General features: G+C 73.3%; 21 protein-coding genes. 11 read left to right on the top strand and 10 right to left on the bottom strand.

The window, feature by feature from the left end; genetic code table 11:
* Nucleotides 1-520: 520 nt before the first annotated feature.
* From R2B67_RS01735 to R2B67_RS01725, 3 genes are read right to left on the bottom strand one after another with little or no spacing between them, the layout of a single operon-like run.
* The gene (locus R2B67_RS01735) at nt 521-2,668 is read right to left on the bottom strand and encodes an iron ABC transporter permease (protein WP_317816025.1); all 2,148 of its coding nucleotides are present in this window, start codon (nt 2,666-2,668) and stop codon (nt 521-523) included.
* Nucleotides 2,669-2,670: 2 nt separating this feature from the next.
* A complete protein-coding gene (locus R2B67_RS01730; protein ID WP_317816024.1) occupies nt 2,671-3,645 on the bottom strand; it encodes an iron-siderophore ABC transporter substrate-binding protein in 975 nt (324 codons plus the stop codon).
* Between the two features lie 8 nt (nt 3,646-3,653).
* Complete coding sequence (locus tag R2B67_RS01725) at nt 3,654-4,451, bottom strand: ABC transporter ATP-binding protein (protein ID WP_032771923.1); 798 nt, start codon at nt 4,449-4,451, stop codon at nt 3,654-3,656.
* 532 nt (nt 4,452-4,983) lie between these two features.
* Here R2B67_RS01725 and R2B67_RS01720 point away from each other — a divergent pair.
* Entirely contained in the window at nt 4,984-5,427 is a 444-nt protein-coding gene (locus tag R2B67_RS01720) for a subtilase-type protease inhibitor (protein ID WP_317816022.1), read from the top strand.
* Here the strand turns inward: R2B67_RS01720 and R2B67_RS01715 are convergent.
* From R2B67_RS01715 to rpmG, 5 genes are all read right to left on the bottom strand, one after another.
* Nucleotides 5,415-7,070: an MFS transporter gene (locus tag R2B67_RS01715; protein ID WP_317816021.1), complete on the bottom strand. Its 1,656-nt coding sequence runs from the start codon at nt 7,068-7,070 to the stop codon at nt 5,415-5,417. The genes R2B67_RS01720 and R2B67_RS01715 overlap by 13 nt on opposite strands.
* A 78-nt stretch (nt 7,071-7,148) precedes the next feature.
* A complete protein-coding gene (rpsR, locus tag R2B67_RS01710) occupies nt 7,149-7,391 on the bottom strand; it encodes a 30S ribosomal protein S18 (protein WP_109980637.1) in 243 nt (80 codons plus the stop codon).
* A 48-nt stretch (nt 7,392-7,439) separates the two neighbouring features.
* The gene (locus R2B67_RS01705) at nt 7,440-8,597 is read right to left on the bottom strand and encodes a CobW family GTP-binding protein (RefSeq protein ID WP_317816020.1); all 1,158 of its coding nucleotides are present in this window, start codon (nt 8,595-8,597) and stop codon (nt 7,440-7,442) included.
* The gene (locus R2B67_RS01700) at nt 8,594-8,848 is read right to left on the bottom strand and encodes a type B 50S ribosomal protein L31 (RefSeq protein ID WP_018512979.1); all 255 of its coding nucleotides are present in this window, start codon (nt 8,846-8,848) and stop codon (nt 8,594-8,596) included. Before R2B67_RS01700 ends, R2B67_RS01705 begins: the two co-directional genes overlap by 4 nt.
* A gap of 85 nt (nt 8,849-8,933) precedes the next feature.
* Nucleotides 8,934-9,098: a 50S ribosomal protein L33 gene (rpmG, locus tag R2B67_RS01695; protein WP_003964410.1), complete on the bottom strand. Its 165-nt coding sequence runs from the start codon at nt 9,096-9,098 to the stop codon at nt 8,934-8,936.
* Nucleotides 9,099-9,167: 69 nt separating this feature from the next.
* Here rpmG and rpmB point away from each other — a divergent pair, with 69 nt between their 5' ends.
* Both rpmB and rpsN read left to right on the top strand, forming a co-directional pair.
* Nucleotides 9,168-9,404 carry a 50S ribosomal protein L28 gene (gene rpmB, locus R2B67_RS01690; protein WP_093692390.1) on the top strand — a complete coding sequence of 79 codons (237 nt, stop codon included), beginning with the start codon at nt 9,168-9,170 and terminating at the stop codon, nt 9,402-9,404.
* Nucleotides 9,404-9,709 carry a 30S ribosomal protein S14 gene (gene rpsN / locus R2B67_RS01685; protein ID WP_128852112.1) on the top strand — a complete coding sequence of 102 codons (306 nt, stop codon included), beginning with the start codon at nt 9,404-9,406 and terminating at the stop codon, nt 9,707-9,709. Before rpmB ends, rpsN begins: the two co-directional genes overlap by 1 nt.
* A gap of 84 nt (nt 9,710-9,793) precedes the next feature.
* Here the strand turns inward: rpsN and rpmF are convergent, their stop codons facing one another.
* Both rpmF and R2B67_RS01675 read right to left on the bottom strand, forming a co-directional pair.
* Nucleotides 9,794-9,964, bottom strand: coding sequence for a 50S ribosomal protein L32 (gene rpmF / locus R2B67_RS01680; RefSeq protein WP_109980641.1), 171 nt, complete (start codon nt 9,962-9,964; stop codon nt 9,794-9,796).
* Nucleotides 9,965-10,055: 91 nt separating this feature from the next.
* Nucleotides 10,056-11,321 carry a hypothetical protein gene (locus R2B67_RS01675; protein WP_317816019.1) on the bottom strand — a complete coding sequence of 422 codons (1,266 nt, stop codon included), beginning with the start codon at nt 11,319-11,321 and terminating at the stop codon, nt 10,056-10,058.
* A 176-nt stretch (nt 11,322-11,497) separates the two neighbouring features.
* Between R2B67_RS01675 and R2B67_RS01670 the strand changes: the two genes are divergently transcribed.
* The 8 genes from R2B67_RS01670 (at nt 11,498) to R2B67_RS01635 (ending at nt 19,616) form a co-directional block, all read left to right on the top strand.
* Nucleotides 11,498-12,475 carry an ABC transporter substrate-binding protein gene (locus tag R2B67_RS01670; RefSeq protein ID WP_317816018.1) on the top strand — a complete coding sequence of 326 codons (978 nt, stop codon included), beginning with the start codon at nt 11,498-11,500 and terminating at the stop codon, nt 12,473-12,475.
* Nucleotides 12,476-12,507: 32 nt separating this feature from the next.
* A complete protein-coding gene (locus R2B67_RS01665) occupies nt 12,508-13,557 on the top strand; it encodes a FecCD family ABC transporter permease (protein ID WP_317816017.1) in 1,050 nt (349 codons plus the stop codon).
* Nucleotides 13,554-14,612 (top strand): FecCD family ABC transporter permease, encoded by a 1,059-nt coding sequence (locus tag R2B67_RS01660; RefSeq protein WP_317816016.1) that lies wholly within the window; start codon nt 13,554-13,556, stop codon nt 14,610-14,612. The genes R2B67_RS01665 and R2B67_RS01660 overlap by 4 nt, the downstream gene beginning before the upstream one ends.
* A gap of 71 nt (nt 14,613-14,683) precedes the next feature.
* A complete protein-coding gene (locus R2B67_RS01655) occupies nt 14,684-15,550 on the top strand; it encodes an ABC transporter ATP-binding protein (RefSeq protein ID WP_317824757.1) in 867 nt (288 codons plus the stop codon).
* Nucleotides 15,551-15,617: 67 nt separating this feature from the next.
* A complete protein-coding gene (gene amiA, locus R2B67_RS01650) occupies nt 15,618-15,752 on the top strand; it encodes a streptamidine family RiPP (protein ID WP_317816015.1) in 135 nt (44 codons plus the stop codon).
* An 80-nt stretch (nt 15,753-15,832) separates the two neighbouring features.
* Nucleotides 15,833-16,672, top strand: coding sequence for a hypothetical protein (locus tag R2B67_RS01645; RefSeq protein ID WP_317816014.1), 840 nt, complete (start codon nt 15,833-15,835; stop codon nt 16,670-16,672).
* 62 nt (nt 16,673-16,734) lie between these two features.
* The gene (locus R2B67_RS01640; protein WP_317824756.1) at nt 16,735-18,252 is read left to right on the top strand and encodes a CocE/NonD family hydrolase; all 1,518 of its coding nucleotides are present in this window, start codon (nt 16,735-16,737) and stop codon (nt 18,250-18,252) included.
* Nucleotides 18,249-19,616 (top strand): YcaO-like family protein, encoded by a 1,368-nt coding sequence (locus R2B67_RS01635; protein WP_317816013.1) that lies wholly within the window; start codon nt 18,249-18,251, stop codon nt 19,614-19,616. Before R2B67_RS01640 ends, R2B67_RS01635 begins: the two co-directional genes overlap by 4 nt.
* Nucleotides 19,617-19,630 lie beyond the last annotated feature (14 nt).

Here is a 19,630-nt window from a genome sequence, read left to right as displayed (position 1 = left end):
TCGGTCGGAGTGTGAACGGTCTGCGAAGTTATTCATAACTCGCACGGAGGCCCCCCCTGCCATCAGCATCCCCCTGCATCGGCTTCAGCGGCACGCTAGCAGAGCCCGTAGAGGAATGGCCAGGTCCGCCGGGAGTGCGCGGGGTCTAAGGGACTTTCTCCCGGCGGATGGGCGCTCATGCGGAGGCAGCCGGAATTGAGTTACCGAACGGTACGTCGCGCCGGAAGTTCTGCCGGTTAGTTTCTGCCCGGTTGATATCAGGCTGACGGGGAGTCATCGGCTATGGCGATGGCTCGTCGGCCGGGCGGGCGGAATTACCGGTAGGCCGACCGGGGCGCACCGGGGCGAAAGGCCCCCCGGGCGCGGCGGTCAGGCCGGTCCGGCCGCCCCGCCGCACCCCCCTGCCGACCGGGCACGGACGCCCCCCGGAACTTCCGGCGCGCGCGACCGGATGACTACGGACAGTAGTCGGCGCGCGGTGATCTTCCGGCCGCCTCCGCCGGCCGGTCGCCGGTCCCCCTCACCCCTCCCTGCGGGACCGCCAGAGCAGCCAGATGAAGTACGGCGCCCCGATCACCGCGGTCAGCAGCCCCACCGGGATCTGCGCCGGGGCGATGATCGTGCGGCCCACCGTGTCGGAGACCACCACCAGCAGCGCTCCGAGCAGCGCGCTCACCGGGACGACCCGCACATGCCGCCGCCCCACCAGAGCCCGGGCCGCGTGCGGTGCGACGAGCCCGACGAAGCCGATCACGCCGACCGCCGCCACCGCCCCGGCGGTCAGGACGACGGCGATGGACAGCAGCCCGAGCCGGGTGGTGCCCAGGCGGACCCCGAGCAGCCGGGGTGTGTCGCCGTCCAGCCCGATGAGATCGAGGTCCCGGCGCATCACCGCCAGCACCGGAAGGGCTGCGGCCAGCGCCACCAGCACCGGGATCAGCTCCGGGAACGTACGCCCGTACGTCGACCCGCCCAGCCAGGCCAGCGCCTTGGTCGCGTTGTACGGGTCGGTGAGCACGATCAGCAGGCTGACGAACGCACCGCCGCCCGCCTGGACCCCGATACCGATCAGCACCAGGCGGTTCTGCTCCAGCCCACGCCGCGCGGCCAGACCGAAGACCAGTGCGGCGGCGGCCGCCGCACCGGCCAGCGCGGAGCCGCCGATCAGCCAGAAACTCGCCAGCGGTACGACGGTGAGGACGGCGACCGCCCCGACCCCCGCCCCACTGACGACGCCGAGGACGCCCGGCTCCGCGAGCGGGTTGCGCGACACCGCCTGGACAACGGCGCCCGCCACCGCCAGCGCCGCCCCCGCCAGCAGGGCGGCGGCGACCCGGGGCACGCGGGTGTCGAGCACGTACGTCGTGAACTGCCCCGACCGGCCGGCGAGCCAGTTGACCACATCGCCCAGGAGCAGCGTGGCGTCGCCGAGGAGCGTCGCCGCCACCACCGCACCGAGCAGTCCCACGACCGTCACCACCAGCGTGACGACGAAGGCGCGCCGGCCGCGCATGCGGGCGAACGCCGTCGAGCCGCCGTCCGTGCCCAGATCGCGCGACCGGTAGGCCAGGAAGACCAGGACGAGCGCGCCGAAGCAGGTCGTGACGATCCCGGTGGGGACCTCGGCCCCCGCCTGCGCGCCGAACACCGCACGCAGCAGCACATCCGCGCCGAGCACCACGAGCACGCCCGCGAGCGCCGACGCCGGGATGAACGCGTGGTGCCGGACCAGGACCGGCACCCACGTACCGAGCAGGCGGACCACGGCCGGTGCGCACAGCCCGACGAAGCCGATCGGCCCCGCCACCGTCACGGCGACCGCCGCGAGCAGCACGGCGAGGACCACGACGACGGAACGCGTCAGCCGGGGACTGACGCCCACGACCGCGGCGCCGTCGTCCCCGAGGGCGAGAATGTCCAGCCGCCGGCCCATCAGCATCAGCCCGGCGAACGCCACGAGCGCGACGGGGGCGAGCCGGTCGATGGACTGCATACCGATCTGGGCGAGCGAGCCGTTGCCCCAGGCGAACAGCCCCGTCGTCTGCTGGGAGCGCAGGAGCAGGAGCATCCCGCTCAGCCCGGACAGGGCGAGGGTGAGCGCGGAGCCCGCCAGCACCAGCCGGATCGGACCGGCCCCCGCCCGTGACAGACCGAGGACGACGCCCGCCGCGAGGAGCCCGCCGAGGAACGCCGTACCGCCCGCCGGGAGCGCGGGCAGCGTGATGCCGAACGCGGCGACGGCGACGACCGCGAGGTACGCCCCCGCGTTGACGGCGAGGGTGTCGGGCGAGGCCAGCATGTTGCGCGACACCGACTGGAGGGCCGCGCCCGCCGCGCCGAGCGCGCAGCCGACGAGGAGCCCGGCCGCGAGCCGGGGCAGCCGGGAGTCCAGGACGACGGCGGCGCTCTGCTCGTCGGCGGTCCGGTCCGACGCGGGGCCGGTGAGCAACTGCCAGAGCGTGTGCAGGTCGACGGCGGCCGTGCCCTGGCTCAGGTGGACGACCGCGAGGGCGCCGAGGGCCAGCAGCGCGGCGAACGCGAGAAGGAACATGCGGCCGCGGCGGGCCGGGCGGCCGGGCGCGGCCGGGGACGGTGCCCCGGCCGGACCGGCCGCGCCCGCCACCGTCTTCACGGGGGCGGGCGGGGCGGGAGTGGTGCGGGTGCTCATCGTCAGGCGGTCAGCGCGCCGACGAGCGCATCGATGTACTCGCGCATGGCCGCGGTCCCGCCGAACATCCAGATGCCGTCGGGCAGCCGGTGGACCTGGTCCTTCTTCACGAACGGCAGCGACTTCCACACCGCGTTGTCCTTGAGCCCGTCGGCGAACGGGTCGCCGCCGTCGGAGTCGTTGGCGATGTACGCGAACCGCGCGTCGCCGATCTTCGTCAGCCCCTCGACATCGGTGGCCGCGAGACCGTAGGCCTTGTCGCCCTCCAGCTTCCACGGGCTGACCAGGCCGAGTTCGGTGTTGACGTCGGCGAGCAGCGAGCCCTTGACGTACGGGCGCACGGAGACCTGGTTGCCCTCCTGCCAGCCGTCGGCGAAGGCGACCTCCTTGCCGTCGAGACCGGCCGCCGAGAGCTTCTTCTTCCCGTCCTCGATCGCCTTGCGGAAGGAGGCGATCTCGCTCTTCGCCTTCTCCTCGGTGCCGGTGGCCTCCGCGATGAGGTTGACGTTGTCGACCATCTGGTCGATCTGCCGGCTCGCGTCGGCCGAGCGCACCACGACGACCGGCGCGGCCTTGGACAGCTGCGCGATGGCCGAGTCGGAGAGGTCGCTGGTCGCCACGATGAGGTCGGGCTTCAGGCCTGCCACGGTGGCGACGCTGGGCTCACCCCGGGTGCCTATGTCCTTGACGTCCTTGGTGAGCGGCGCGGACTTGTCGTACGCCGTGTAGCCCTTGACGTCGGCGACGCCGACCGGCTGCACGCCGAGCGTCACGAGCGTCTCGACGACGTTCCACTCGGTGCCGACGACGCGCTTGGCCGGACCGTCGAGCGTGACCTTCTTGCCGCGGGAGTCGGTGACCGTCACCGCGGTCTCCTTGGCGGACTCCTTCTTCGGCGCCTCGGTGGTGCCGCAGCCGGAGAGGGCGAGGGCGGCCGTGGCGGCGAGTGCGGGCCAGGCCAGGTACTGGTTCTTCATGAGGGGGTTCAGGGCCTTTCGGTACGGAGGTGGTGGCGGCCCACCGCGCGGGTGCGCGGGATGCCGGTGGACGGGTCCGGTTCGACGTCGATCCGGATGCCGTAGGTCTGGGTCAGCCGCTCGGAGTCGTAGACCTCCGCGGGGGTGCCGGAGGCGGCGATCCGCCCCGACGAGAGCAGGACGACCTGGTCGGCCACGGCGGCGGCCTGGTCCAGGTCGTGCAGGACGACCCCGACGGTCACGCCGTGGGTGTCGGCGAGATCGCGTACGAGATCGAGGATCTCCACCTGGTAGCGCAGGTCGAGATAGGTCGTCGGTTCGTCGAGCAGCAGCACGTCGGTGTCCTGCGCCAGGCAGCAGGCGAACCAGACGCGTTGCAGCTGACCGCCGGAGAGGCTCTCGACGCCGCGGTCGGCGAAGTCGGTGAGGTTGGTGACGGCGAGCGCGTGGTCGATCCTCCGGGCGCCGTCGGGGTCACTCCCGCGCAGCCGTCCCCGGTAGGGGTGGCGGCCGAATCCCACCACGTCCCGCACGCTCAGCCCCGCCGGGGCGTTGCGGCTCTGGGCGAGCAGGGTGATGCGGCGGGCGAAGTCGTTACGGGACAGGGCGAGGGCGTCGACCGGCTCGTCGTCGCCCGGGGCGGACACCGTCACCGTGCCGGTGCGGGCCTTGTGGAGCCGGGCGACGGCGCGCAGCAGGGTGGACTTCCCGCTGCCGTTCGGCCCGATCAGGGCGGTGACCCGACCGCGAGGCAGCCGCAGGTCGGCCCCGTGGACGACATCGGCCCGGTCGTACGCGACGGTCATGTCACGGGCGTCCAGACCGACGTGGCCGGAGGGGCCGACATGGCCGGTGGGACCTACGGGGCTGTCAGGGCTCGCGGCGAGGCCGGACGTGGTGGTCCGGAGCGGCGGGCTGTCTTCACGGTCGTGGGCAGGAGCGATCACGACGGTGAGGGTAGCCTAACCTTAATTTGGCGCTGCACCCGGTATACGGAACGTTCACTTCCAAGGGTCACGGGCGGCTCCGGCGGTCGCCTCCCGGCGCGGCCGTGAGGGTGCTGATGGGCCCGAATCGCAGCGCTTTCCAGTCGAAGCGGCTTCTGAAGGTTTCCGGACGCTCCGGAATCACCGCAGGTCAGGCGGTCGTTTTCCGTTGAACCGTCGACGGGTGTCCATATGCTGGACGGCCCCCGCAACCCGTGTGAGCTGCCCGAACGACCATCCGGTCGGTTCGAACGAACGTCTGCGGCTGGAAGCGGGCTGTCGATGTGCGCCTACTGTCCGCATGCGTAAGACTCCTGACCGCAATCAGCACCCGACCGAGGAGTTTTCACTCATGCGACACAACCGTCACGCAATCTTCGCGACCATCGCCGCGAGCGCCCTGGTCCTCGGCGGCCTCGCCGCCACCTCCGCCCACGCGGCGCCGGCGAAGGCGGAGAGCCTCTACGCGCCCTCCGCCCTCGTCCTCACCGTGGCCCAGGGCGAGGACCCGCTCACCGCGACGGTCAAGCGGGCGGTCACGCTCACCTGCGCCCCGAACGCCGAGGGCACCCACCCGGCCCCGGCAGCCGCGTGCGCCGAACTCGACGCGGTCGGCGGCCAGTTCACCGCGCTGGCCCGGACCTCGCCCGACCGCATGTGTACCCGGCAGTGGGACCCGGTCGTGATCACCGCCCACGGCGTCTGGCACGGCAAGCGCGTCGCGTTCTCGACCACGTACGGCAACGCCTGCGAGCTGGCCGGCAGCATGAACGACAGCGCCGTCTACTCGTTCTGAGCCGGTTCGGCACCCTTGGGGGAATCCTGGTCCTTGGGGGAATCCTGCGTCACCCGGGTCCCCGGGTGACGCAGCGCGAACAGGAACGCGATGGCCAGGACGATCGCCATCCCGTAGAACACCCACTGGTTGGCCTGGGCGAAGTCCATCCGGATCGCCGACATCGAGTCCTTCACCGCATCGGTCACCGGGCCGCTCCCTGAAGGACCGCGGGTATCGGCCTGACCGGTCACCGCCTGCGCGACCGACTCCGCGGCATCGCCTGCCGCACCCTCCGGCACACCCTTGCCGACCAGCGTGCCCTCCACGTTGGTGACCGTACGGTGCGTCAACACCGTGCCGAACACGGCGAGTCCGATGCTGGCCGCGAAGTTCCGCACGGTCTGGGTGATCCCGGTGACCTCCCCGTACGAAGCGCCGATCGCCCGGTTCACGGCATCGGTCGAGGCCGGCGCCAGCAGCAGCCCGATCCCGGCGCCGGCCATGGCCGCGTACAGCCACTGGTCGTGCATGGACAGCGTGGTCAACTTCTGGGCCCACAGGAAGAATCCGACCGCACCGAGCGCGGTGCCCAGCTTCAGCGCCGGCCGGGCACCGCGCTTGTCCAGGATGCGACCGCCCCACTGGGAGGCGATGCCGAAGCCGATGAAGAAGTACAGGAGGTAGAGCGCGGCCTGGTTCGGAGAGGCGCTCAGCGAGACCTGCGCGTACACGGAGGCGAAGAAGAAGACCGGGACGAACGCCATCATCGAGAAGAACAGCACCGCGTTGTCGATCTGGAACGCCCGGTCCCGGAACACCTGGAGCTTGATGAGGGGGAACCGCGCCCGCAGTTCGAACCAGCAGAAGAACGCCAGCACCAGCAGCCCGACCACGATGCACGCCCAAGTGGTGACGGAGCTCCAGCCCCAGGTGGACGCTTGTTGCAGCCCCAGCACCGTCAGCCCCATCCCGACCGCGACCAGCGCGGCGCCGGGCAGATCCAGCGGCTCGCGCCGCGACCGGTCCGGGATACGTGCCAGCAGCGTCAGCACGATGGCGATGACGGCGACGGGGACGTTGACCCAGAAGATCGCGCGCCACGTCCACGAGGTCAGCCAGCCGCCGAGCAGCGGCCCCACCGCGGTGAGAGCCCCGGAGAGCCCGAAGAACAGCGCCAGCGCCCGCCCTCGCCGCTCCACCGGGAACACCGCGATGACCACGGCCAGAGCGGCCGGGAACATCAGGGCCGCGCCGATGCCCTGCACGGCGCGGAAGCCGATCAGCCAGGCCTGCGCGAAGTCCCCGGCCGGCACGGCACCGCACATCGCGGAGGAGATGACGAACACGAGGGTGCCGATCAGCATCACGCGGCGGTGCCCGTAGATGTCGGACAGCCGCCCGCCCAGCGCGAAGAACGCGGCCAGGGTGAGCAGATAGGCGTTGACGACCCACTGCATCTGCGTGGAGGTGAGGCCCAGTTCGTGGATGATGTCCGGTGCGGCGATGGCGACGATCGTCTGGTCGATGAAGGTCATCGACACGGCGAACAGCATGGCCGCGAGAGCGAGGCTCTGATTCGGGGATCCGGCCCGGCGGCCTGAGGCCGCCGGGCCTGACGACGCCGGTTCCGGGCCGTCCCCCTTGGAGGTGTCTGTGCCCATACGTTCATGGTGCTCGGCCTGCCACGGTGCTGCATCCCGAGCGGCCGTCGCCCCAGTCCTGACAGGGGCGGACGTGGGCTACTTGCCGGAGCCGGAGTACGGCAGCAGCGCCATCTCACGGGCGTTCTTGATGGCCGCGGCGAGCTGCCGCTGCTGCTGGGCGCTCACCCGGCTCACCCTGCGGCTGCGGATCTTGCCGCGGTCGGAGATGAACTTCCGCAGCAGATCGGTGTCCTTGTAGTCGATGTAGGTGATCCCCGCCGCGTCCAGCGGGTTGGGGCGGGTCTTGAGGGGCTTACGGGGGTCCTGCTTGCGTGCCATCGGGGTTCCTTGTGCGGGTGGTCGGGGGTACGGGGGTGGCTCGCCGGTTCACACCGGGTCGAGGAGCGCGTCGAACGCGGCGGGCAGGCTCTTCCACGCCTCCGGGCCCGCCCGGTACTCCTCGTCGCTGAGCAGGCACGACTCCAGCAGCCCGGTCAGCCCGTCGCGGTCGAGGCCGGGGGAGACGAAGACCAGGTGCTGGCAGCGGTCGCCGTGCTCGGGGTGCCAGTCCAGCGCGGCCGCGGCCTGCCGGTAGGGCGGCACCAGAGCCCAGGCCGCGTCCGGGAGGGAGGCGAGATAAGGGCCGGTGTTCTCCACGCAGAGGGCACCGCCCGCCGCGTCCCAGGAGAGCAGGGTGTCGGGCCGGTCCGCGAGCCAGAACCGGCCCCGGCTGCGGGCCGCCGCACAGCACAGGTCCTCCAGCGCGTGGTAGAGGCGCTCGGGGTGGAAGGGGCGGTGGCGCCGCCAGACGAGCGTGGACACCCCGGCCTCCTCCGCCTCCTGCGGCAGCAGCGCACAGGCGGGATGCTGACCTGCGGCAGCCGCCTCCACATCGAACCCGGCGACCGCTACCGGCGCCAACTCGGCCGCATCCGAAGCGATCTGACGTGCCATCGGGTTCATCTGGCGGATCAGCGCACGGTCCTCGTCGTCGGCCGCCGGACTGTCGGCCACGGCGAGGACGGGGGCGTACTCCACCTGCCGGGCCCAGGTGTCCCCGATGGTCCGCTGGTCGGCGGGGGCCGCCGCGAGACCGGCCTCCGCCAGGTCGTCGCCGTTGGTGAGGCACGGCAGGACGAGGGTGGGATCGACCGCGGTGATCACATTGGTGACCTCGAAGCTGCTCGCCCCGTGCACCGCGATGACCTCGGCCATCGACTTCGGCTCCACGGAGTCCCAGAGCTCCAGGACGGCCAGCCGGGTCAGACCGCTGTCCGCCAGCCGTTGCAGCTCGGGGACCAGGTCCTCCCGCAGTGCGCAGCACGCGCAGTCGTTGACCAGGGGCGTCTCGCCGGCCGACAGCTCCCCGGTGGCGTCCCGCAGGGTGCGGCGTACGGTCCCGTCGGTCGCCGTGGACAGGTCGTGGTGGAGGGCGACGCTGTGCGGAACCTGGGAGAGCAGCGTCTCCACCACCTCGTGCCGCACCTCCGCGTGCAGCCCGCAGACGATGACGACGGGTAGTTTCCGCCGCGGTTCCGCCGTCACCGGGCCTCACCGCGCCCGTAGCGGCGCTCGAAGCGCTCGACGCGGCCCGCGGTGTCCAGGACGCGGGCGGTGCCGGTGTAGAAGGGGTGGCTCGCGGAGGAGATCTCCACATCGACGACCGGGTAGGTCCGGCCGTCCTCCCACTCGACGGTCTTCTCGCTGGTCAGCGTGGAGCGGGTGAGGAAAGCGAAGTCGGCGGCCTTGTCGCGGAAGACGACGGGGCCGTAGGCGGGGTGGATTCCGGGCTTCATGAGGGGGGTCCTAGCGGTCAGGGTTGCTGCGGGGCGGGCCGGAGAAAGTCGGGCCGGAGAGGGGAGGGCCGGAGGAGGAGGGCCCTCAGCGCTCCTCGCGGAAGTCGACATGACGGCGGGCGACCGGGTCGTACTTGCGCAGCACCATGCGGTCGGGGTCGTTCCGGCGGTTCTTACGGGTGACGTAGGTGTAGCCGGTCCCCGCGGTGGAGCGGAGCTTGATGACCGGGCGTACTTCGTTGCGAGCCATGGGCGCTACTATATGGCAATGGTTTCCATTTTCAATAATGGATGCATCGATGAGAGGCAGGTAACGTCCGTGTCCGCCCACTGCCAACTGACCGGCTCCAAGCCGGGATTCGGCAACGCCATTTCCCACTCGCACCGCCGTACGTCACGCCGGTTCGACCCCAATGTCCAGCGCAAGCGGTACTGGCTCCCCAGTGAGGGGCGCCATGTGCGGCTGACCCTCAGCGCCCGGGCGATCAAGACGATCGACGTGATCGGTATCGAAGCGGCGGTCGCCCGTATCCGTGCGCGAGGAGGGAAGGTCTGATGGCGAAGAAGAGCAAGATCGCGCAGAACGAGAAGCGCAAGGTGATCGTCGAGCGTTACGCGGCCCGCCGGGCCGAACTCAAGGAGATCGTCCGCCGCCCCGGCACCCCGGCGGCCGAACGTGCCGCCGCCCTCGCGGAGTTGCGGCGCCAGCCGCGTGACGCCAGCGCCACACGGGTGCGCAACCGGGACAGTGTCGACGGCAGGCCCCGGGGGTATCTGCGCACCTTCGGCCTCTCCCGGGTCCGGATGCGCGAACAGGCGCACGCCGGATTCCTGCCCGGGGTGACCAAGTCCTCCTGGTGACGCCGGTCTGAGCGCGACGAGGGGCGGGTGGTGGCGCGGCGATCGTGCCGCGCCACCACCCGCCCCTCTCCGTGCCGTGGGGGCTCAGCCCTCCGGCCGGATCAGGCCGCGCTCGTACGCCTTCACCAGCCGCTGCGGCACCTGGTGGACCGCGCCGTCGATGGTCACCGGCACGAGCTGCGGCGTCGTGGCCTTCCACTGGGCGCGGCGGTGGCGGGTGTTGCTGCGGGACATCTTGCGCTTCGGAACTGCCATGGGTCTCTCCTGGGGGTGGCGGCCGGTCGGTGGCGCCGACCGTATAGGGAAATGGAAGTCGTTTTCAAATGACGATCCGTCGGGCGATCCGTCACCGCCCCACGAGGTCCGCGTGCGCGCCATCGTCGGGCGTGATCAGCGCCAGATGGCCGCCGTCGTCGAGTGGTGTGGGGAAGGTGAGGGTGGTGACCGGCTCCGCCCGGTCGGCGTCGAAGACGTGCACCTCGCCATGGCCGCCCCGGCTGACCGCGACCAGGCCGGCGCCGGGGGAGGCGGCGATCGCCCGCCGCTGGACGCCGTCCCATGGGGTGCCTCCACGCCGGGGCGCACCGGACATCGCGGGCAGCGGGAGGCGGGCGGTGAGGTGCGGCCGGGCCCCGGGAGTGGTGGGCGCGGCCAGCAGGATCAGCTCGTCGCCGTCCGGGTGGACGCGGGAGTACGCGATGTGCCGGGCGGTCACGGCGAGCCGGAACACCAGCCCGGGCCCCAGCTCCAGCCTCGCCGTGGTGCCCGTGTCCAGCCCGTGCCACCAGGCGTCGTTGGTCCACTCCGGCCACCGCCCCGGCGCGGAGGGCCCGCCGCGTACGCAGGACCAGAGGGTGCGCCGTACGGGGTCCAGCCGCAGGTAGTAGCCCCGGCCTCCCGTGCGTCCGTCGGCGGCCCAGGGGAGGGGCGCCTCCCGCGTGAGCTCCTCGCCGTCGTGCCGGACCCGGTGCACGCCCGAGCCCGCCGCCGCGAACACCCGCCCGGTGGCCGGGTCGTAGGCGTCCCCGTGCCCGTCGTCGTCCGGCAGCCCGATGCGCCGGACGGGCTCCACCGGCGGGCACGAAGGGGGTGCGGCCATCAGGTCGTGGTGCCGGTGGACCAGGAGTTCGCCGGGCTCCCGGTGGCGCAGCACCACGAGCGGCGACGGACCGCCGAGGACCGTGACGCCCGGCTCACCGGTCCGGCCCCGTACGCGTACGGCGACGGCTCCGTCCGGTGCGTCGAGGTCGACGGCCGTCAACAGCCCGGTCCAGGCCTCCTCGTTACGCCCGAGACCGGTGGTCACCGCGAGGTGCCTGCCGCCCGGCGCGGCCGCAAGGTGTTCGGCGGGCACGGCGACCGGTATCCGGCGCCGGACCAGGGGCCGGCCCGCATCGGGACTGTACGGATCGAGGACCAGCAGCTCGCCCGCCCGGTCGTCCACGCAGGCGACCAAGCCGTCCGGCAGGGCGAGGAACCCGGCGTGCTCAGCGAGGTGCCGGTGGTTCAGTGCTGCCCGTTCGTCGCCGTCCGGGAGGTCCAACAGGCTGATGCGTCCCGAGACTTGGTCGGCGACCAGGAGGCGGGGTGGCGGATGGGGAGGGTGGGGCATGGGGAGCTCCTGAGGGCGGTCGATGGGTCCGGCGGTCCGGTGGGAAGCCTTGGCCCGCTTTATTGGAAATGATAATCATGTGTAAGGTTCCGCTCTGTGGTGGGGATGGCTCCCCGGGGCCCCGCCGTCGCACCTGCCTCCTTCCCGGGGCCGTACAGAATCTGAGGAACGAGCCGATGCCACGCACCGCACTGAGAGTCCGCCGCTGGGCCGCGATCGCCGTACTGGGAGGGCTGCTGGCCGGCTGCGGCACGACGGGCGGTGAATCCGGGACCGCCGCCGAGCCCGCGGCCGGGCCCCGTACGAGCACCGAGGTCCAGCCCATCAAGGCCGCCACCGAGATCACCGACGCCAAGGGCGTCACGGTCTCCCTGAAGAAGCCCCCGCAGAAGATCGTCTGCCTGGTCGCCCTCTGCGACGACATCCTGGTCGAGCTGGGCATGACCCCCACCGCCACCAACTCCGCCGTGCTCGCGCACCCGGAGTTCCTCGGCAAGGAGAAGGCGGCGAAGGTCCCCGTCGTGCCCGGCGGCTTCCTCAGCCCCGAGGTCGAGGCGATCCTCTCCCACCGGCCCGACCTGGTGATCGGCCTGGAGGACACCCACGGCAAGCTCGCCCCCGCACTGAAGGGCGCCACCACCTTCTGGCCGGTGCAGCCCGGCTCCTGGAAGGACAGCGTCGGCTACCTGCGGGACCTGGCCGCACTCACCGGCCGTACGGAGGAGGGCGAGAAGGCCGAGAAGACGTTCCGCGCCCGCCTGGCCAAGGCCGAGGAGGCCAGGAGCGACAAGACCTCGCTGATCATCTTCGGCAGCGACGAGAACTTCGGCGTGGCCACCCCGGAGACCGACGTGGCCGCCGGACTCTTCCCGAAGATCTCCCACTACCCCTGGAAGAGCCGGGGGATCGACGGCTCCTACAGCCTGGAGGAGATCCTCGCCCGGGACGTCGACGTCCTGTTCGTGGAGACGCTCTCCTTCGGCGCCCCGGACGGCAAGCTCTCCGACAAGCTCGCCAAGAATCCGCTCTGGTCGCGGATCCCGGCGGTGAAGAACGGCAAGGTCATCGAGGTCGACTCCGAGGTCTGGGCCAAGGGGCGCGGCACCCGGTCCCTGGGCGTCGTCCTCGACGAGGCCACGGCCGCACTGCGGTGAGGGGCGCCACTTCGGCGACGAGCGGCACCGCAGTGAGGCGCCTGCCCGTGGCGCCGGTCTGTCTGACGGCGGCGGCCGTGGTGGGCGCGGTGTGCGCCCTCAGCCTCGGTACGCCGTACGTCCCGCCCGGCCGGCTCCTGACCACCCTGGGGTCCGACGGCCTCGCGGGCCTCGTCGTCACCGAACTGCGGCTTCCCCGCATGGTGTTGGCGCTGGTTGCCGGTGCCTGCCTCGGCGCCGCGGGCCTCGTCCTCCAGGAGGCGCTGCGTAATCCGCTCGCCGTCCCGGAGATGCTCGGCGTCTCCTCCGGCGCCGCGCTCGGGGTCGCGGCACCGCTGGTGCTCGCCCTCTCCGTGCCGCTCGGCCTCCAGCCCTTCCTGGCTCTCGCCGGGGCCGCGTTCGGCGGGCTGCTCACGCTGGTGGCCGCCGGGTTCGGGCGCAGCCCGTCGTCGGTGCTGCTGACGGGGGCCGCCGTCGCGGCGGCGCTCCAGGCCGGGCTGCTGGTGCTCATGGTGATGGCCGACCAGCTCGACCTCCAGCTCATCTACCGCTATCTGCTGGGCAGTCTGTCCGCCCGCACCTGGGACGACGTCACCGGCCTGCTGCCCTGGCTGGCCGTCGCCGTTCCGGCGCTCGTGCTCTGTGTGCCGGTGCTCGGCGTGCTGCGGCTCGGCGACGACGACGCCCGCGCCCTCGGCGTACGCGTGGAGCGTGCGCGGGTCGCGGCGCTGGGCATCGCCGTCGTCCTGATCGCCCCCGTGGTGGCGGTCTGCGGCCCGGTCGCCTGGGTCGGCTTCCTCGCGCCCCACCTCGCCCGACGGCTGCGGCCGGACGGCGGGGCCGCGGGCTGGCTCGTCCGGTCCGCGCTGTGCGGGGCGGTCGTGGTGCTCTGCGCTGACCAGCCCGCGCGGCTGGCGCTCGCACCGGTCGAGACGCCCGTCGGCGCGTGGACGGCCCTGGTCGGTGTGCCGGTCGGGGTGGTGCTGCTGAAGCGGGGGCGGCGGGCGGCCAAGGACCGGGGGCCGGTCGGCGGGCGCCCCGTCGACGACCCCGTACCTCTCCTGCGGAAGGCGGAACGATGAGCGTCCTGGAAGTGGCGCCCGCACCACCCCGGCGGGCCTGGCGCTCACCGGCTGTCCGGATGGGCGCCCTGGCGGTCCTGGTCTGCGCCGTCGCCTGCGCGGACCTGTTCGCCGGGCGGGGCGTCACGGGCGAGGGGGTGCGGGCCGTACTCCTCGGCGGGGGCGGCGACCCGATGGCCGAACACATCGTCCTCCAACTCCGTTTGCCCCGGCTGCTGGTGGCGCTGGTCGCCGGGGCGAGCCTGGGAGTCGCCGGGCTCGTCCTCCAGTCGGCCCTGCGCAATCCGCTGGCCGGGCCCGAGGTCACCGGGGTCACCCCCGGCGCGGTCCTCGGCGCGGTCGCCGCCACGGGCCTCGGCCTGGCCGGCTGGGACTCCCCGACGGCGGTCGTCGTCGCGGCCTGCCTCGGCGGGTTCGCGGGCGCGGGACTGCTCTGGCTGCTCGCGGGCCGGGAGAAGGGCGACCCCGAACAGACCGCCGTCTACGGAGTGCTGGTGTCGGCGGTCCTCGCCGGACTCACCGCCGTCGTCCTCTTGGTGGCCCCCGGCGAACTCGGCAGCGTGGTCCAGTGGTTGATCGGCTCCACCGAGGGCCGGGTCTGGCAGCACTGGCACCTGCTGTGGCCGTGGGCCGCGGTCTGGGGAGCCGCCGCATGGCTGCTCTCCGCGCCCCTGACCCTGCTGCGCTGCGGCGACGAACAGGCCTCCGCCGCCGGACTGGACGCCGGGCGGAGCCGTGCCGCCGCGCTCGTGTGTGCGGTGGCCCTGACGGCCGGCGCCGTCTCGGCCGTGGGGGCCCTCGGCTTCGTGGGGCTGCTGGTGCCGCATCTGGCGCTGGCCGTCTTCGGGGCCGACCTGCGCATCACCCTGCCCGGCGCCGCGCTGCTCGGCGCGGTGGTGGTGGGCGGGGCGGACGCGGCGGCCCAACTGCTGTCCCGGCTCCTGGTGGTGGCGCTCGACGCGGACCGGCTGACCCTGCCGGTCGGCGCGCTGACCACCTCTCTCGGGGCCGGGCTGCTGCTGATCGTGGCGCGGCGACGGGCGGACGAACGATGACGGGGAGGCGGCCGGACATGGCAGCACGTACGAGAGATGTCACGACGCACGGGGAGGACGGGAAGAAGGGCATGGCGGACACGCCGGACGGGAGGAAACCCACAGCGGGAGCACCGGACGTGGTGGTCCGGGCGGAACGGCTCAGCTTCGGCTATCCGGGGCGTGAGGTGCTGCGCGGGATCGACCTGAGCATCGGAGCCGGCGAACTCGTCGCCCTCATCGGCCTGAACGGCTGCGGCAAGAGCACCTTCCTCAAGCTCGCCGCCGGACTGCTCATCCCGAGCGACGGCCGGGTCCTGCTCGACGGGGACGACGCGGCACGCCTGCCGAGACGGGCCGCCGCCCGCCGCGTGGCGCTGCTCCACCAGTCGGCCCCGGCCGTACCGGCCCTGACCGTACGGCAATTGGTCCGCCAGGGCCGTTACGCCACCCGCGGCCCGCTCGGGATGCTGCGGGACGGCGACGACGAGGTGACGGCCCGGGCCCTCGCGGACGTCGGCGTCACCGGCTGGGCGGACCGGCCGGTCGACGCGCTGTCCGGCGGTGAGCGGCAACGGGTCCGGCTGGCCATGGCGCTGGCCCAGGACGCCCCGGTCCTCTTCCTGGACGAGCCCACCACCTATCTCGACCTGCGGCACCAACTGGAGGTGCTCCAGACCGTCGTACGGCTGCGCGCCGAGCGCCGGCTCACGGTGGTGATGGTGCTGCACGACCTCAACCACGCGGCACGGTTCGCCGACCGGATCGTGGCGCTGCGCGAGGGGCGCATCGCCGCCGACGGCGCGCCCGGAGAGGTGGTCACGGAGCGGCTGCTGGCCGAAGTCCTGGGCGTCCAGGGGCGGGTGGGGATCGATACCGAGGGCGGCTGGCCCGTCTGTTACCCAGATCACCCTCTAGATCAGCTCAAGCTATTGCGGAATGAAAATCATATTCATTAGTGTCTGTGGTGCGGCAAAGAACGGCGTCGCAACCATCACCAACCGATCCGAATGGAGGCTTCAACTCATGGAGCACAACAAGGTGTTCAGCCCGATCGCCGACCAGGGCCAGCTCGCCCACCTCTCCGCCACCCACTCGAACGCCCTCGTCGAGAACCCCTTCGACGACGCCGTCGAGGCCGACACCGCGGACGAGCAGTAAGCGGCACCTGCCGCTGAGGCAGGCTCCCGCCCCGTTCGCACCACCTGATCACCCCCGTACGACGCCCCTCGGAGGCCCCCGTGAACCGCAGTCGACTCGCTCCCGGAGCCGGGATCGTCACCGCCCCCGGTGACCGGCCCGTACTCCGCACCTCCGAAGGGGAGTTCCTGCGCATCGACACCGGCCACGTCGGCCCGGGGGAGCTGGTCGACCGGCTGACCGAGGGGGAGGGGCAGGCGTCATCGGCTGAACTCGACCGTCTGGTCGCGGCGTTCGAGGAGGCCGGGCACGCGGTGACCGAACCCCGCCGCCCACCGCTCACCGGACGGACCGTCCACCTCCTTGGCGACCCCGTCCTCACCGAACCCCTCGCCCGCTTCGCCGCGGCCGAAGGGGCCGAGGTCCAGTCCGCCTCCGCCGACGACGTGGCCGGTCTCGCGGGGCGGCGGGACACCGCCCTGGTCTGGTGCCTCGACTCACCCGTGCCCGAAGGGCTCTGGGACGAAGCCGACCGGCTGCCCGCCCGGCACACCGCCTGGCTGCGCTGCCACCGCGAAGGCGCCCACACCTGGACCGAGCCCCTCGCCTCCGCCCCCGGCGACGTCACCGCCGCCCACGTCCGCCTCCGCAGACTCGCGGCCACCGCCGCCCACCGCGAACTCGCCGCCTACTGGGCCGGCCACCGTACCCCCGACACCGGCCCGCACCCCACCGAACCGGCCGCCGCCCTCATCGCCGCACTGCTCACCGCCGACCTGATCGCCTGGGCGAGCGGAGAGCCACACCGGGGCTCCGGCCTCCCGGCCCGCCGTCGGCTGCGCCGGATCGACCTGCGCGACCTGACCGTCACCGAACACCCCGTGTTCCCCGTACCGGAGGTCGCCCCGCTGCCCGCCCCCACCGCACGGACGGCCCCGTGACCACCACGGCGAACACCACAGCAAGCGCCACGGCGAGCACCGCGACCAACACCACGGCAGGCATCACGACCGTGTACGTTCCCGCCCCCGACGGCACCCCGCTCGCCACCGACCTCTGCCTGCCCGCCACACCGGGCCCCCGCCCCGCCGTCGTCATCCGCACCCCCTACGGCCGCACCGCCCACCGCGTCGAGCTGCGCGGCTGGGCGGCCCACGGATTCGCCGCCCTCGCCCAGGACGTCCGCGGCCGGAACGGTTCGCCGGGACCGTGGCACCCCTACCAGGACCACGAGGAGAGCGACGGCGCCGCGACCGTGGCCTGGGTGCGCGACCAGGCGTGGAGCGGCGGGGGTCCGGTCGTCGCCGTCGGCTCCTCCTACGCCGCCCACTGCGCCCTCGTCACCGCGCTCGGCCCGCCCGGCGTCGGCCGGGCGGACGCCGTCATCGCCGCCGTCCCCGCCCTCGGCCTCGCCGACACCGCCCGCGAACCCGCGGGGCCCGAACGGCTTTGGGCCCGCGCCGGCTGGTGGGCCGCCCACGGCGACCGCCCCGACTCCGCCCCCGACGCGCTGGCCGACGCCCTCGCCGCCGACCCCCGGTTGCTGGAACACCTCCCGGTCACCCGGCTGGCCGACCGCCTGGGCCGGGCCCTGCCCTCCTGGCCCGGACTCTGGGACGACCGCCCGCGCGGCCGGATCGTCCGGCGCGGCTCCGCCTCCCGGCTCCCGCTCCTCGCCGTCGGCGGCACCCACGACCCCTTCGCCGAGGACACCGTGGCGCTGTGGCGTGCCTGGGGCGGCCCCGCCCGCCTGCTGCTCGGCCCCTGGGGCCACCACCTCACCGCGGAGCGCCCCCGGTTGGCCGCCGACCGCGTCAACCTCGGTGCTCTGTACGTACGGTGGGCCCGCGCCGCCCTCGCCGGACGGCTGGAGCCCGATCGGCGCGGGGTCATCACCCTGGGCGGCAGCGGCCGTTGGCACGGCGTGGGGAGGCAGGCCGCCAACACAGCTCGCACCGCCAGCTGGCCCTTCGACGCCCCAACCGGCCTCCGGCTGCTGCACGGAGCCGAGTTCACCGCCGACCCGGCCCGCCCCGTCCGCTCCGACGACCTGGCCGTCCCGGCCGACACCACGTGCGCCGACCGCTGCCTCCTCCTCTCCCCGCCCCTGCCCCGCCCGCTCGACCTGGCCGGACCCGCCACCGCCCGGCTCCACGCCACCGCCGACACCCCCGCCGCCGACTGGGCCGTACGCGTCACCGCGCTCGACCCGGCCGGCCGGGCGGAGCCGCTCGCGTTCGGCATCGTCCGGCGCACCGACCCTCCCGGGGAGGCCGCGGAGATCACCGTGCCCCTCGGCACCCTGGGCCGCCGGCTGCCCGCCGGGACGAGGCTCCGCACGGAGATCGCCGGACACCACTTCCCGGCCCACGCCCGCAACCCGCACACCGGGGAGAACCCGGTGACCGCCACCCGCCTCGTCCCGTCCCGCAGAGCCGTCACGGCCCGGGGGAGCGCCCTGCACCTGACCGTCGTCGCCCGGCGTCGTTACGTCGAGCCCGTACCGGAGATATGCCGTTGACCAGCACCTTGCCCATCGAAGCCCTGGTCGACCCCGTCTGCGGGCTGATCCGCGGTGTCGAGCCCGTCGAGCGCCCCGCAGGGGCGCCGCCCCGCTACACCGCGATGACCGCCGAGGTCGCCGACGCCCGACGCCTCGGCGCCTGGCCCGCCGACCGGGTCTCGCTCGGCACCACCTTCGGGGACGCCCGAGGCGCCTGGATCGCCGCCGTCGCCGAGGCCGTGGAACGCTACTGCGGCAACCGGGTCCCGCCGCCCGGCCACCCCGCCGCACCCCGCAGGGCCACGGCCGCCGAGCTGGAGGCGGAGGGGCTGCGGCTGTACGGGCCCGGGGCGGTCCCCGCGTACGCCACCTGGCAGCACGGGCGTTCAGGCTTCCCGTACGCCGAACTCACCCCCGACACCCCGGCGCTCTGGACACCGGGCACGGAGGGCGGGCAGCCCTGCTGGGCGCCGGTCTCCCTCACCCACCTCAACTGGCGCCAGGGTGAGTTGCGTTCACTGCCCCGCACGCACCACCTCAACTACGCGGGCATAGCCACCGGCCAGGGCTCCGACGACGCCGTCGAGCGCGGGCTGCTCGAAGTCGTGGAGCGTGACGCCCTGGAGCTGTGGTGGCACCTGGACGGACCCACCCGGGGCATCGACCCGGCGAGCGTGCCCGGCCTGACCGAGGATCTCGCGGGCGCCGAACTGGACGTCCACATCGTGGAGATGCCCTCCGAGTTCGCCCCCTGCGTGGCCGCCCTGGTCCACGATCCCCGGCGCGGCATCCACGCCGCCGGGTTCGCCTGCCGGTACGACCCTGCGGAGGCGGCCCGCAAGGCGGTGCTGGAGGCGGTGCACACCTGGGTCTTCACGCAAGGCGCGGTGGATGCCGACGGCTGGGTCCACCGCTCCGTGGAGGCCGGACTCTTCGCCCGGGGCCTCTACCTGGACCACCGGACCGACCGCCGCTATCTCGACGACTGCGGAACGGAGTTCGCCGCAGTACGGGACCTCGGCGCCCATGTGCAGGTCTGGCTCGACGACCGGATGGCGCCGCTGGCCAGTCGCTTCACCGCCCCCGCCGGGGGCGTCGTCCCCGTCACCGAGATCGCCCCCGGCAGCCGCCCCGCCCTGGACGCGGCACTCGCCGCCGGTGGCCACCGGGTGATCACGGTCGACCTGACCACCGAGGACATCGCCGAAACCTCCCTGCGGGTCGCCCGTGTGCTGGTCTCCGGCCTGATCCCCAACGCGCCCGCCGCCTTCGCCTACTTCGGCTGCCCGCGCTTCGCCGGGGCCGCGCTCGACCGGGGCTGGCGCACCCAACCCCCTACCGGCCCGGCGGACTTCACCCTCGCACCGCCGCCGCACATGTAAAGGAGCACGTGCCC

Origin of the sequence: Streptomyces cyaneofuscatus (genome assembly GCF_033109485.1) — a bacterium.
GTDB lineage: Bacteria > Actinomycetota > Actinomycetes > Streptomycetales > Streptomycetaceae > Streptomyces > Streptomyces cyaneofuscatus.
This window is presented reverse-complemented; position numbering and strand designations above follow the sequence as displayed.

Excerpts from the sequence above, each read along its gene's own strand:
- R2B67_RS01735 (WP_317816025.1), bottom strand. The coding sequence starts at position 2,668 with ATGAGCACCCGCACCACTCCCGCCCCGCCCGCCCCCGTGAAGACGGTG.
- R2B67_RS01730 (WP_317816024.1), bottom strand. The coding sequence starts at position 3,645 with ATGAAGAACCAGTACCTGGCCTGGCCCGCACTCGCCGCCACGGCCGCC.
- R2B67_RS01725 (WP_032771923.1), bottom strand. The coding sequence starts at position 4,451 with ATGACCGTCGCGTACGACCGGGCCGATGTCGTCCACGGGGCCGACCTG.
- R2B67_RS01720 (WP_317816022.1), top strand. The coding sequence starts at position 4,984 with ATGCGACACAACCGTCACGCAATCTTCGCGACCATCGCCGCGAGCGCC.
- R2B67_RS01715 (WP_317816021.1), bottom strand. The coding sequence starts at position 7,070 with ATGGGCACAGACACCTCCAAGGGGGACGGCCCGGAACCGGCGTCGTCA.
- rpsR (WP_109980637.1), bottom strand. The coding sequence starts at position 7,391 with ATGGCACGCAAGCAGGACCCCCGTAAGCCCCTCAAGACCCGCCCCAAC.
- R2B67_RS01700 (WP_018512979.1), bottom strand. The coding sequence starts at position 8,848 with ATGAAGCCCGGAATCCACCCCGCCTACGGCCCCGTCGTCTTCCGCGAC.
- rpmG (WP_003964410.1), bottom strand. The coding sequence starts at position 9,098 with ATGGCTCGCAACGAAGTACGCCCGGTCATCAAGCTCCGCTCCACCGCG.
- rpsN (WP_128852112.1), top strand. The coding sequence starts at position 9,404 with ATGGCGAAGAAGAGCAAGATCGCGCAGAACGAGAAGCGCAAGGTGATC.
- rpmF (WP_109980641.1), bottom strand. The coding sequence starts at position 9,964 with ATGGCAGTTCCGAAGCGCAAGATGTCCCGCAGCAACACCCGCCACCGC.
- R2B67_RS01675 (WP_317816019.1), bottom strand. The coding sequence starts at position 11,321 with ATGCCCCACCCTCCCCATCCGCCACCCCGCCTCCTGGTCGCCGACCAA.
- R2B67_RS01670 (WP_317816018.1), top strand. The coding sequence starts at position 11,498 with ATGCCACGCACCGCACTGAGAGTCCGCCGCTGGGCCGCGATCGCCGTA.
- R2B67_RS01660 (WP_317816016.1), top strand. The coding sequence starts at position 13,554 with ATGAGCGTCCTGGAAGTGGCGCCCGCACCACCCCGGCGGGCCTGGCGC.
- R2B67_RS01655 (WP_317824757.1), top strand. The coding sequence starts at position 14,684 with ATGGCGGACACGCCGGACGGGAGGAAACCCACAGCGGGAGCACCGGAC.
- amiA (WP_317816015.1), top strand. The coding sequence starts at position 15,618 with ATGGAGCACAACAAGGTGTTCAGCCCGATCGCCGACCAGGGCCAGCTC.